This window comes from Mesorhizobium sp. 1B3, from assembly GCF_050958605.1.
Taxonomy (GTDB): Bacteria; Pseudomonadota; Alphaproteobacteria; order Rhizobiales; family Rhizobiaceae.
This window is the reverse complement of the sequence record NZ_JBJHDO010000008.1, coordinates 147273-159631: the sequence shown is the minus strand read 5'-3', so window position 1 is coordinate 159631 and position 12359 is coordinate 147273. Positions and strand designations below refer to the sequence as shown.

Genomic DNA, 12359 nt, shown 5'->3' with positions numbered 1-12359 from the left:
GTAGTGTGAAGCATGACATGGAGGAGCCGTTGACCCCGTTCATTTTCAATACGACACCGTCGATCGTTTTCGAACCCGGCTCGTCGCGCCGCCTCGGCGCGGTCGCGGGCCGCAGGCTCGGCGCTTCCATCCTGTTCGTCACCGATCCCGGCTTGCGCAGGCTCGGCCTGTGTGACCCGGCGCTTGCCTCCCTGAAGGCGGAAGGCATGGCGGTTAGCGTGTTCGACACCGTCGAGGCCGATCCGTCGCGCGCCACCTTGGAGAAGGCCGTGGAGGCAGGGCGCGCCGCCGGCGCAACCGGCGTCGTGGGTTTCGGCGGGGGTTCCTCGCTCGATGTCGCCAAGCTGGCCGCGCTTCTCATCGGCTCCGGCGAGCCGCTGGACGAGGCGTGGGGAGTGGGCAAGGCCAAGGGCCCCCGCCTGCCGCTGGTGTTGGTGCCGACGACGGCCGGCACCGGATCGGAAGTGACGCCGGTCTCCATCATCACCGTAGGCGAGGAAGAGAAGCGCGGCGTATCGAGCGCGATCATCCTGCCTGATATCGCCGTGCTCGATGCCGAACTGACGCTCGGCCTGCCGCCGGCCATCACCGCCGCGACGGGGGTGGACGCCATGGTCCACGCCATCGAGGCCTACGCCTCGAAGAACGCCAACAACAATCCGCTGTCGAGAATGCTCGCCCGACAGGCGCTGCGCCTGCTCGGCGCCAACATCGAAAAGGCCGTCTTCGACGGCGGCGACATCGAGGCTCGGGGGGCCATGCTGCTCGGCTCCATGCTTGCCGGGCAAGCCTTCGCCAATTCGCCGGTCGCGGCTGTGCATGCGCTCGCCTACCCGATCGGCGGCACCTTCCACGTCCCGCACGGCCTGTCCAACGCCCTGGTGCTGCCGCATGTGCTGCGCTTCAACGCGCCTGACGCGGCGCCGCTCTATGCCGAGATCGCCGGCGACGCGTTTCCGCATCTCGACAGGCAGGAGGGCATCCAAGGCCGCTGCGCCGCCTTCATCGAGGAGCTCGCAAATCTCTCGAAGAAACTCGGAATGCAGACGCGGCTGAGGGAGATGTCGATCAGCGAGGAACATCTGCCGAAAATGGCGGCGGACGCGATGAAGCAGACGCGACTGCTGGTCAACAATCCGCGCGAAGTCACCGAGGCCGATGCGCTGGCCATCTATCGGGCCGCGCTGTGAGCGAGCGCGCCAGCCCTTCTCCACGGGAACGCTACCGCGCCTTCCGGACAATCACGACACGCTGGATGGACAACGACATCTACGGTCACATGAACAATGTGGTGCACTATTCGCTGTTCGACACGGCGGTGAATGGCTGGCTGATCGAGAAGGGCGTGCTCGACATCCATGCCGGCGACCAGATCGGCCTCGTCGTCGAGACCGGCTGCCGCTATTTCTCCGAGCTCGCTTTCCCCGATGTGGTGACGGCCGGGATCGTCGTGACGAAACTCGGTACATCGTCCGTGCGTTACGAGGTCGGCCTCTTTCGCAACGACGAGCAGCTCGCCGCAGCGGAGGGCTTCTTCGTCCATGTCTATGTCGACCGGGCGACGAGACGGCCCCGCGCCCTCGCCGACGGCCTGAGGGAAACCTTGAAACGCATAGAAGCGGATCCCAGTTGATCTGCGCCAAGGCTGAAATTCAATCGCGCCAGCGCATTCCGGCGTTGCAGCATCGCCGTGGATTCGATGCTATAGGCGAACAGGACGGATCGACCGGGCGGCGAAAGGCGGCAGAACGACATGGCGAAAACCGACATTGCGCGGCGGGTCTACAATCACACCTGGAAACTCGATCCGATCATCCGCAGCCTGCTCGACACGGATTTCTATAAGCTCCTGATGCTGCAGATGGTCTGGGGGCTTTACCCCAAGGTCGACGCCACCTTCTCGCTGATCAACCGCACCACTTCGGTGCGTCTCGCCGACGAGATCGAGGAGGGCGAATTGCGGGCGCAACTCGACCATGCCCGCACGTTGCGCATTTCCAAGAAGGAGATGATCTGGCTCGCCGGCAACACCTTCTACGGCCGCAAGCAGATCTTCGAACCCGAGTTCCTGCGATGGCTGGCCGACTTCCAGCTCCCGGAATACGAGCTTCGCAAGCGCAACGGCCAGTACGAGCTCGATTTTCACGGGCCTTGGATGTACACGACGATGTGGGAGATTCCCGCCCTCGCCATCATCAACGAGCTGCGCTCGCGCGCCACGATGAAATCCTTCGGGCCTTTCGCGCTCGACGTGCTCTACGCCCGGGCCAAGGCCAAGATGTGGGCCAAAACCGAGCGGCTCAAGGCGCTCCCCGGCATCAAGATCTCCGATTTCGGCACGCGCCGCCGCCACAGCTTCCTCTGGCAGAGATGGTGCGTGGAGGCCCTCAAGGAAGGCATCGGCGACGCTTTCACCGGCACGAGCAACGTTCTGCTCGCCATGGACACGGATCTCGAAGCGCTCGGCACCAACGCGCATGAACTGCCGATGGTGCTGGCGGCGCTCGCCAAGACGGATCAGGAGCTGTTGCAGGCGCCCTACAAGGTGCTACAGGACTGGCAGCGCTACTACGGCGGCAATCTGCTGATCGTGCTCCCCGACGCCTTCGGCACGGCCTCCTTCCTGCGCGACGCACCGGACTGGGTGGCCGACTGGACCGGTTTCCGCCCGGACAGCGCGCCGCCCATCGAGGGCGGCGAGAAGATCATCGAATGGTGGAGAGAACGCGGCCGCGACCCCAGGCAGAAGCTCCTGATCTTCTCCGACGGGCTCGACGTCGACACGATCATCAAGACCTATCACCATTTCCGCGGCAAGGTGCGCATGAGCTTCGGTTGGGGAACGAACCTGACCAACGATTTCGAGGGTTGCGCGCCGGTCGACGCAGACGGGCTGAAGGCGATCTCGCTGGTCTGCAAGGTTACCAGCGCCAACGGCCGGCCGGCCGTGAAGCTGTCGGACAATCCGGCCAAGGCGACGGGCGACAGACGCGAAATCGAACGGTATCTACGGCTGTTCGGCGAAGAGGACCGCGTCGAGCAAGCCGTGTATGTCTAGTTCCGATACCGATTGAAACGGGCTGGCCGGGTTAATACCAAAGGGCGTTGATCTTTGACCAAGTTGCCCCTCACTGTCCTGCCGGACATCTCTCCCCGCGCATGCGCGGGGAGAGAGACGACGGCCGCTTGGGTTTCGCCAGTCAGCACCGGTGCGCGATTGGCGAAAGCGACGACGACATCGGTCGTCTGCCCGCTTGCGGGGAGAAGGTGCTGGCAGGCGGATGAGGGGCTTGCCCAAAGGTTGATCCTTATGGCCGGCGTATAAGATGAGCTGTCGGTCTCGTTCGCGCGTCCTTCGAGGTCCGCTCCGCTCACACCTTTCATACCTGCTTCTGGCCATATCCCGCATCCCGTTCGCGATCGCTCTTCTTTCAGCCAACCCTGCCCTTGCCCATGTGTCGGATCGCGGCTTCGTCATGCTCCTGCCGACAGGGCATTACCTGGCCGGCGGCGCGCTTGCGGTTGCGGCGAGCTTCCTGGCGCTTGCCCTGTTGCCGCCAGCCCTGATCGACCGCCTGGCAAAAGGCCGTTTCATTCTGTCCGGCAATTGGCGACCGCGCGGCCGGACCGTCGTCAGCCTGGTTGCCTTCGCCGCCTGCGTCGTCCTCTTGCTGGCCGGCTGGCGGGGCAGTCGCGATCCCCTCTCGAACCCACTTCCCCTGACGATCTGGACCCTGGTCTGGATCGGCCTCACGCTTGTGCAAGGCCTGCTCGGCAACCTCTGGGCGTGGATCAGCCCCTGGTACGGTCCATGCCGGCTGATCCGCCGAGCCTTTCGACGCGACGCGGATGAGCCGATGCTGGCGCTGCCCCGCAAGGTGGGATACTGGCCGGCCGTTCTCCTCTTCTTCGGCTTCGCCTGGTTCGAGCTCATCGACCTCGCGCCCGACGATCCCGCGCGGCTGGCGACGGTCGTTTCGATCTATTTCGCCGCGAATCTCGCCGCCATGCTGGTCTTCGGCCATGCCGCTTGGAGCCGGCGGGGCGAATGTCTCTCGACTTTCTTTGGCCTCATTGCGCGCTTTTCCATCGTCGAACAGTTCAGGAAGGACGATCGGGAGGGACTGGCGTTGCGCTGGCCCGCCGCCAAGCTTTCACAGGCTGAGCCCTTACCGCCGAGCGGCGTCCTTTTCCTCCTGCTCACGCTTGCATCGGTGAGCTTCGACGGACTGTCGCGGACTTTTTTCTGGCTCGGTTTGAACGGCATCAATCCACTCGAATTTCCCGGCCGCTCGGCGATGACGGGCATCAATACAATCGGGCTCCTTGCGAGCTTCGCGGCGCTTTCGGCCGTCTTTCTCGTCGCCGTCTCGGCTGGCGAGCGACTGGCTCGGAGCGCGGGTGCGTTCTGGAACGGCGCGGGGCTGCTCGTCTGGTCGATCGTGCCAATCGCCCTTGCCTATCATTTTTCCCATTACCTCACCGTGCTTGTCGTCAACGGGCAATACGCGCTGGTCGCCTTGTCGGACCCCTTCGGCAGGGGCTGGGATCTCTTCGGCACCGCCGGGCTGCAGGTCTTTCCCGGCCTGACCATGGGCTCGCAAGCGGCCTGGCTGATCTGGAATCTCCAAGCCGGCACCATCGTTCTCGGCCATGTCCTGGCCGTTCTGGTGGCGCATATGATGGCGTTTCGCCTCCATCCCGATGCCAGGGCAGCGGCGCTCAGCCAGCTGCCTCTGACCGTCCTGATGATCGGCTACACGGTGCTCGGCCTGTGGCTTCTCTCGACGCCGACCGGCGCCTGATGAATCTTGGCGGGTTTGCCCTTGCGTCACCGGTCATTGTCACGCAAAAGTCTGATGATCCGGTTCGCACTGAACCGGGGGCGATCATCCGAAACAGTGTCGTTACAGGGGGAACTGGCATGACCGAGAACCGCTCTTCCGGCAAAGGCCCGCTCGCAGGCAGACTGTCGCGCCGCACCGCGCTGAAGGGTCTCGGCGCATCGGCGGGCTTGACGCTCGCACCTGGTTTCGTGCGCTATGCGCAGGCGCAGAGCTCCGCCCCTATCAAGATCGGCTTCCAGGCTCATCGCACCGGCATCGGCGCCTCCTATGGCCGCTGGTACGAGCGCACGACCAATGCAGCGGTGAAGTTGATCAACGAGGCCGGCGGCATCAATGGCCGCCCCGTCGAGATCGTCGTCGAGGACGACGGCACCGACCCCAAGCGCGGCGCCGAGGTGGTCGGCAAGTTCGCCACCCAGCACAAGACGGATATCGTCTACGGCACGCTGTTCTCCCATGTCGTCATCGGCTCGGCCCCGACCGCCGGCGAATTGAAGATCCCCTACTACGTGGTCAGCGAAGGCCACCACGTCGCCTCCACGAAACTCAACCGCTACTGTTTTCAGCCCGGCATCACGGACGTGAAGAGCCAGGTCATCTCCATGGCGCCGTGGATCGCCGGCAATGTCGGCAAGAAGGTCACGATGATCTTCCCGGACTTCGCCTTCGGCCACGATCATCGCGACTACCTTCCTCCCGCGCTCAAGGCGCAGGGCGCGGAGGTGATCGGCCAGATCGCGATCCCGCCGACGGAAACCTCCTTCACCCGCTATTTTCCGCAAATTCCGGCCGAGACGGAGGTGCTCTACCATGTCATGGTCGGGCCGGCCGTGCTGACTTTCGTGAAGGAGCTCGGCGAATTCTACGGCTCGAACCGGCCCCAGCTCTTCGGCTTCATCGACTCGCTGGAGGCGGTCGACATCAACAGCCCCGGCCTCGAATTCCTCGACGGCAGCCATTTCTGGGAGGGTTCGCCCCGCTATGCCCAGGACAACGATTCCGATGCGCAGAAGGCCTACCGGGCGGCCGTCGGCCTGGACGAAAACGGCGCGGCTGTCGGCGATCCCAAGGATGTCTCGACGGCGGCCCACATGTTCGGCTGCTGGGAGACGCTCTACGTCATCAAGAAGGCGATGGAAGACGCCGGCTACAAGGGCCCCGAGGACCGCGCGAAGCTCGTCGAGGCGACCGAAGCCTTGACCGCCTTCGCTGAAGGGCCGGAGCATCCGCAGGGCGACAAGACCTTCAACGGCAAGATCCACCAGTGCTTCGGCCACCAGAACATCTCCAAGGTCGAAGGCGGCAAGCTGAAAGTGGTGCATCGCACGTCCATCGAGGACGGCATGTACGAGGCCGAGGGCGACTACACGACGCAGGCGCTGTGAGGTTGTTCAAGTGCTTGACGTGAACGGTCTCGTTTTGTCACGCCCCCCTCTGTCCTGCCGGACATCTCCCCCACAAGGGGGGAGATTGGATGTCACACATCGCTTCACCAATCGTCGACGCGGCAGAAGAGGCGCCGATACCGAAACTGCCAATCTCCCTACGAGATTCACACATCCGGCGGAGCTTCCTGGAGCACCCCTCATCCGACCGCGCTTCGCGCGGCCACCTTCTCCCACAAGGGGAGAAGGGGGAGTTTTGCAGAAGCGCTCCTGCCAATCGCCAGCGCTGGCAATTGGCGTTGGCGTTGCGGCCGTCTTCCCTTCTCCCCTTGTGGGAGAAGGTGGCCGACAAGCTTGTGACGCGGCTGAGCCGCGGCACAAGCGCCGGAGGTCGGATGAGGGGTGTTCCAGAGACCGCCGACGATCCGTGAGATGTGTGAACTTCGTTGCCCCTTGTGGAGGAGATGTCCGGCAGGACAGAGGAGGGCAACGTAGGGCGCTTCACCCGCCGGTCTTCGCTCGATAAATGGCGTTCGGTCCTCACCTTCTGCTTGCCGCGCTCGAAGGCCTGGTCACATCGGCCGTGCTGGCGCTGATGGCGCTCGGCCTGTCGCTGGTCTTCGGCGTCATGCGCATCGTCAATGTCGCGCATGGTGAGTTCTACATGCTGGGGGCCGTGCTCGCCTGGTGGGTCTCATCGCTCGTCACGGGCCACCCTGCGCTCGGCTTCCTTGCAGCGCTCGTCGTCAGTCCGCTGATCGTCGGTGCGATCGCGCTTACCGCCGAGCGGCTGGTGCTCAGGCGCCTCGACTATGACGCAGAGGCAACGATCGTCGCCACGATCGGCCTGCTCTATATCCTCCAGCAACTGGCGCTCACCTTCTACGGCCCCGACGCGCGGCCTGTCGAGGCTCCCTTCAGCTACCGCATCCTGTTCCCCTGGTTCGGCTATTCCGGCTACAAGCTCTCGGTCATCGCGGCTTCCGCGCTTCTGCTGCTGACCACCTGGTTCGTGCTGACGCGCACCCGCATCGGTCTCGTCATGCGGGCAACCCAATATGACCGCGAAACGGCCCAAGCTTTCGGCATTCCGGTGGACAAGGTCTATGCCGGCGTGTTCGCGCTCGGCGCGATGCTGGCGGCGGTCGCCGCAGTGCTGATCGTACCCATCTCCCAAGCACATTACCTGATGGGACTCGACCCGCTGCTCCTTTCCTTCATCGTCGTCATCATCGGCGGGCTCGGCTCCTTGCGCGGCACGGTGGTGGCGGCTGTCCTGATAGGGCTCAGCGACGGCATCATCTCGGCCTTCTTCCAGCCGACGCTCGCCAAGATGGTTGCCACGCTGCTCGTCGCCCTCGTGCTCGTGTTCCGGCCGACGGGCCTTTTCGGGACTGCCGTGCGATGAATGCAAACGCCACGGGCCGGCGCGTCGTCGCCTTGCACGCCGCCGTCATCCTTGGTCTTTTCCTCCTGCAATTCGTCCTGCCGGATTACCATCACGGGGTGCTCGCCCGGGTGATGGTGCTCGCGGTGTTCGCCATGGGCTACAATCTGACGTTCGGTTACGCGGGGCTGCTCAGCCTCGGCCATGCGATGTTCTTCGCCGCCGGGCTCTACGGCGCGGGCTTGCCGCTCTATCATCTCGGATGGGGGGTGGCGGCGTCCTTCGCCGGCGGCATCGTCGCGGGGGCCGTTCTCGCTCTGGCCATCGGACTTCTGGCGCTCAGGACGACGGGCGTCGCCTTTATGATCGTGACCATGATGTTCGCCCAGGTACTCTATCTGACCGTCTTTTACTTCGGCACCTGGACGCGGGGCGACGAGGGCCTGGTGCTGCCTCAGACGCAGCGGATCCTCTCGGCGGGCGGGATACAGCTCGATCTTACCAATCCCATGACCCGGTACATGGCGGCGCTCTGCCTGTTCTCGATCGTGCTGATCGCAATGCTGGCCGTCATACGCTCGCCGCTCGGGCGAGTGCTGGTGGCAATCCGCGAAAACGAGGAACGCACGCGGATGCTGGGCTATGATACCTTCGCCAACAAGCTGATCGCGGTCGTGGCGTCCGGCGCGATTTGCGCGGCTGCCGGCGCCGCCTACGCGCTGCTCTTCGGTTATGTCGGAGCGACCTTCGCATCGGTGCAATATTCGATCCTGCCGCTGCTGTGGGTGCTGCTCGGCGGCGCGGCGACGACGCTCGGGCCATTCGTCGGGACGCTCTTCATGTATTACGCAGTCGACATCACCAGCGGCTTCACCTCGGCGTGGCTGCTCGTCGTCGGCGTCGCGCTCATCCTGCTCGTGCTGTTTTTCCCGAAGGGCATCCTCGGCACGATCCGCGAGAAATGGCTGCCATGGCTGCCGTGACGCCGCTGCTCACGACCACCGGGCTAAGCCGCAATTTCGGCGGCCTGCGTGCCGTGGACGGCGTGGACTTCAGCCTCGCCGCCGGCGAGATCCGTGCCATCATCGGCCCGAACGGGGCTGGGAAGACCACCTTCGTCAGCCTCATCTGCGGCCGGATCGAACCGACGTCGGGGCGGATCGTCTTCGACGGCGAGGACATCACGTCAATGCCCGCGCACCGACGGGTGAGGAGGGGCATCGCCTATACGTTCCAGATCACCAGCGTCTATGCGCGGCTGTCGGCTTTCGACAATGTCGCGCTGGCCGTCGAACGTCGGCTTCTCGACGCCAAGGGCGAGCGCCCCAGCAGGAGAGCCCTGCAGGACGGCGTGATGGAGGCGCTCGAACGGACCGGCCTCGCGGATCGCGCCGGCCATGTCGCGGGAACCCTTTCCTATGGGCACCAGCGCCTAGTCGAAGTGGCGATGGGACTGGCCCTGAAGCCGAGACTGCTCATCCTCGACGAACCTACCCAGGGCCTATCGGATGGCGAGATCGACAATTTCGTCGGGCTCGTGCGCGACATCGCCAGGGACTCCACGGTGCTTCTCATCGAGCACAACATGCCAGTGGTTATGGTTTTGGCGGATCGGATCACGGTGCTCAATGCCGGCCGGGTCCTGGCCGAGGGCGCACCGGAGGTCATCCGCGCCGATCCGGCCGTGCAGGATGCCTATCTCGGGGCTACCAGCAATGGCTGATATCCTGACAGTAAAAAGATTGAGCTGCCGTTACGGAGCCGTTACGGTTCTCCACGGCGTCGAGCTGGCGCTCCGCAAGGGCGAGGTGTTGTGCCTGCTCGGCCGCAACGGCGCGGGCAAGACCACGCTTCTCAAGGCGATCATGGGGCTGGTGCGGGCCGAAGCCGGCTCCATCAGGCTGGGCGAACGCGAGCTGACGCGCCTGCCTCCGCATGAGGTGCCGAAGGCGGGCATCGCCTATGTGCCGCAGGGAAGGCGGCTCTTCGCCGAGCTTACCGTCGCCGAGAACATAGAAATCGGGCTGATGACGCGCGGCAAGGGCAGGACGACACGCGATGCCGTGCTCGACCTCTTCCCCGTTCTACGCCAACGCCTCTCCCAACGCTCCGGCACCCTGTCGGGCGGCGAGCAGCAGATGCTGGCCATGGCGCGCGCGCTCTGCATCGAACCCGACGTCCTGCTTCTCGACGAACCGACCGAAGGGCTGATGCCGTCGATGATCGCCCGCATCCGCGACACGGTAGCGGAGCTGCGGGCCCGAGGGGTCTCGACCATATTGGTGGAGCAGCGCGTCGACGCGGTGCTGCCCGTCGCCGACCGCGTCGCCTTTATCGAGAATGGGCGCAATCGAGAGACGGTCGACGTCGAGGCGCTGAGGGCCGATCCCGGGATGGTGCGGCGCTATGTCGGGGTGGGGTGAGGCGTCTTAAATACCCCTCCTCCAGTGAGGTCGGATGAGGGGTTTGCCCGCAGTTACCCGAAGAAGATGAAACCGACCAGCAGGAACGTCGGGATAAGAACGGCACCCGACCACAGCATATAGCCGAAGAAGCTCGGCATTGCGATGCCGCGCTCCCTGGCGATCGCGTACACCATGAAGTTCGGTGCATTGCCGATATAGGTGTTGGCGCCCATGAAGACCGCGCCTGTCGAGATGGCGGCGAGCGTGGTTGCGAAAGTCGTCATCAACTCCTGCGGGTTGCCGCCGGCAAGCTCGAAGAAGACGAGGTAGGTGGGCGCGTTGTCGAGGAACGACGACAGGAGCCCGGTCAGCCAGAAATAGGCGAGGTCGTTGGGCTCGCCCGACGGGGAACTCACCAGGGCGACCAGCGGCGCCAGCGCGCCTTCCGGACCGGCCTGCAGGATGGCGATCACCGGCACGATGCAGATGAAGATGCCGGCGAAGAGTTTCGCCACCTCGACGATCGGGCCCCAGGCAAAGCCGTTCGCGCGGCGGAATTCCTTGCGCGTGACCGCAAGCGACACGACCGCCAGAGCAACGATGCCGACGTCGCGCAACAGGTTCTGCAGCTCCACCGAAACGCCCTGGATGGTGAAGGCGATGCCGGGCTTCCAGGCGGCCGACAGAAGCACCAGCCCGATCACGCCACCCAGCAGCGGCAGGTTCACCAGCCCGCGGATGCGCAGCTTCGAATCCGGCGTCGGATCCTTGATCTTCGGCAGGCCCTTCTCGCGCTGATGCAGGAAGATATCGAGCGCCAGGAAGACGGCGAGCACGATGCCCCCCACCATCAGGGTTTCGGTGAGGAGATGGCCGGTCGTCCAGAAGAAGTCGACACCGCGCAGGAAGCCGACAAAGAGCGGCGGATCGCCGAGCGGCGTCAGCGCGCCGCCTATATTGGAGACCAGGAAGATGAAGAAGATGATGACATGGGCATTGAAGGGCCGGTTGTCGTTCGCTCGGATGATCGGCCGGATCAGGATCATCGAAGCGCCGGTGGTGCCAACGAAAGAGGCCAGAATCGCCCCGATCACCAGAAGCCCGGCATTCACCATCGGCGTGCCGTGAATGTTGCCCGTCACCAGGATGCCGCCCGCGATGGTGAACAGGCCGAACAGCAGGATGATGAAGGACATGTATTCCAGAAGCAGCGCGTGAAGCACGGCGCCCGCCATTGGCGCCCAACCGAAGGAGAAGGCCAGCGGTACGACGACCAGCGCGGACCACAGGGCAGTGATCTTGCCGTAGTGATGCTCCCAGATGTGATGAAAAAAGAGTGGCCCGGTGGCGATCGACAGGAGCAGCCCGACAAAGGGTAGCGCCCACAGAAGCGACATGGTCGCGCCCGGAACGCCTTCAGCCGCCGACGCGACTGATGTTGCCGACAACAGAAGAACCGTCGCGAGACCAGCAGCGGCACAGTTCGATAGTCGCATCGGCATTAACCCCCCTTCCTGAACGCGTGCGAGGGGGCTTAGCCGATGCGATCGGACAGGTCCAGCCAAACCGGCATCAAGCGAGGGTGACGCCCGCTCGTTTCATCAGGCCAAGCATCGTGTCGAGCGAGCCGGCGAGATCGATCGCCCGACAAGCTTCGAGCCGAACCGTGGTCGTGAAACCATGCGCGAGCGCATCGAGGGCCGAATAGGCCACGCAATAGTCGGTGGCGAGACCGGCGAGCGTGATCTCGTCTATACCGCGCTCACGCAGGTATCCGGCAAGCCCCGTCGGCGTCTCGCGGTCGTTCTCGTAAAAGGCCGAATAGCTGTCGATCGCCCGATCGTAGCCCTTGCGCAGGACCAGTTCCGCCCGACCGCGCTCGAGCCCGGGATGGAAGTCCGCGCCGGCCGTTCCCTGGACGCAATGGTCGGGCCACAGCGTCTGCTTGCCGTAAGGCATGTCGATGGTCTCGAATGGCTGCCGCCCGGCATGGCTCGACGCGAAGCTCGAATGATGCGGCGTATGCCAATCCTGGGTGAGGATGACGTGCTCGAAGCCGGGCGAAAGCCTGTTGATGATCGGAACGACCTCGTCGCCCCCAGCCACGGCCAGAGCCCCACCCGGACAGAAATCGTTCTGAACGTCAACGATGATGAGAGCGTGCTTGGCCATGATGTCTCCTGTCGCCTGAAGTGCCGGAACGTCAGCGGAAAAAGGTCGCGGCGTCAACATGCTGGAAGATGATCTTGCCATCCCCGGATGGGCGCACCGCGAAAGTCGGCTTTGACAAGCGCCGGGGCCTTGATATCATTTGTGTGCAAATAATTCTCCGGTG

At 64.3% G+C, this 12359-nt stretch carries 11 protein-coding genes; 9 read left to right on the top strand and 2 right to left on the bottom strand.

What is annotated here, in order from left to right; genetic code table 11:
- Positions 1-29: 29 nt before the first annotated feature.
- The 9 genes from ACCO56_RS21520 to ACCO56_RS21480 all read left to right on the top strand — a co-directional run bounded on the left by ACCO56_RS21520 (position 30) and on the right by ACCO56_RS21480 (position 10042).
- Positions 30-1190 carry an iron-containing alcohol dehydrogenase gene (locus ACCO56_RS21520; protein WP_433642903.1) on the top strand — a complete coding sequence of 387 codons (1161 nt, stop codon included), beginning with the start codon at positions 30-32 and terminating at the stop codon, positions 1188-1190.
- A 65-nt stretch (positions 1191-1255) separates the two neighbouring features.
- Positions 1256-1633, top strand: coding sequence for an acyl-CoA thioesterase (locus ACCO56_RS21515; protein ID WP_433642902.1), 378 nt, complete (start codon positions 1256-1258; stop codon positions 1631-1633).
- Positions 1634-1753: 120 nt separating this feature from the next.
- The gene (gene pncB, locus ACCO56_RS21510; RefSeq protein ID WP_433642901.1) at positions 1754-3058 is read left to right on the top strand and encodes a nicotinate phosphoribosyltransferase; all 1305 of its coding nucleotides are present in this window, start codon (positions 1754-1756) and stop codon (positions 3056-3058) included.
- A gap of 268 nt (positions 3059-3326) precedes the next feature.
- Positions 3327-4805 carry a hypothetical protein gene (locus tag ACCO56_RS21505; RefSeq protein ID WP_433642900.1) on the top strand — a complete coding sequence of 493 codons (1479 nt, stop codon included), beginning with the start codon at positions 3327-3329 and terminating at the stop codon, positions 4803-4805.
- 119 nt (positions 4806-4924) lie between these two features.
- Positions 4925-6232, top strand: a complete 1308-nt coding sequence (locus tag ACCO56_RS21500) for an ABC transporter substrate-binding protein (protein WP_433642899.1) — start codon at positions 4925-4927, stop codon at positions 6230-6232.
- A 526-nt stretch (positions 6233-6758) separates the two neighbouring features.
- Positions 6759-7640 carry a branched-chain amino acid ABC transporter permease gene (locus ACCO56_RS21495; RefSeq protein ID WP_433642898.1) on the top strand — a complete coding sequence of 294 codons (882 nt, stop codon included), beginning with the start codon at positions 6759-6761 and terminating at the stop codon, positions 7638-7640.
- On the top strand, positions 7637-8602 hold the full coding sequence (locus tag ACCO56_RS21490; protein WP_433642897.1) for a branched-chain amino acid ABC transporter permease: 966 nt from the start codon (positions 7637-7639) through the stop codon (positions 8600-8602). Before ACCO56_RS21495 ends, ACCO56_RS21490 begins: the two co-directional genes overlap by 4 nt.
- Complete coding sequence (locus tag ACCO56_RS21485; protein WP_433643038.1) at positions 8599-9342, top strand: ABC transporter ATP-binding protein; 744 nt, start codon at positions 8599-8601, stop codon at positions 9340-9342. The genes ACCO56_RS21490 and ACCO56_RS21485 overlap by 4 nt, the downstream gene beginning before the upstream one ends.
- Positions 9335-10042 carry an ABC transporter ATP-binding protein gene (locus tag ACCO56_RS21480; protein WP_433642896.1) on the top strand — a complete coding sequence of 236 codons (708 nt, stop codon included), beginning with the start codon at positions 9335-9337 and terminating at the stop codon, positions 10040-10042. Before ACCO56_RS21485 ends, ACCO56_RS21480 begins: the two co-directional genes overlap by 8 nt.
- 53 nt (positions 10043-10095) lie before the next feature.
- On the opposite strand, the gene ACCO56_RS21475 is transcribed toward ACCO56_RS21480, so the two are convergent.
- Positions 10096-11520, bottom strand: a complete 1425-nt coding sequence (locus ACCO56_RS21475; protein ID WP_433643037.1) for a sodium:proton antiporter — start codon at positions 11518-11520, stop codon at positions 10096-10098.
- Between the two features lie 76 nt (positions 11521-11596).
- Positions 11597-12196: a bifunctional nicotinamidase/pyrazinamidase gene (pncA, locus tag ACCO56_RS21470; RefSeq protein WP_433642895.1), complete on the bottom strand. Its 600-nt coding sequence runs from the start codon at positions 12194-12196 to the stop codon at positions 11597-11599.
- Positions 12197-12359: the final 163 nt, after the last annotated feature.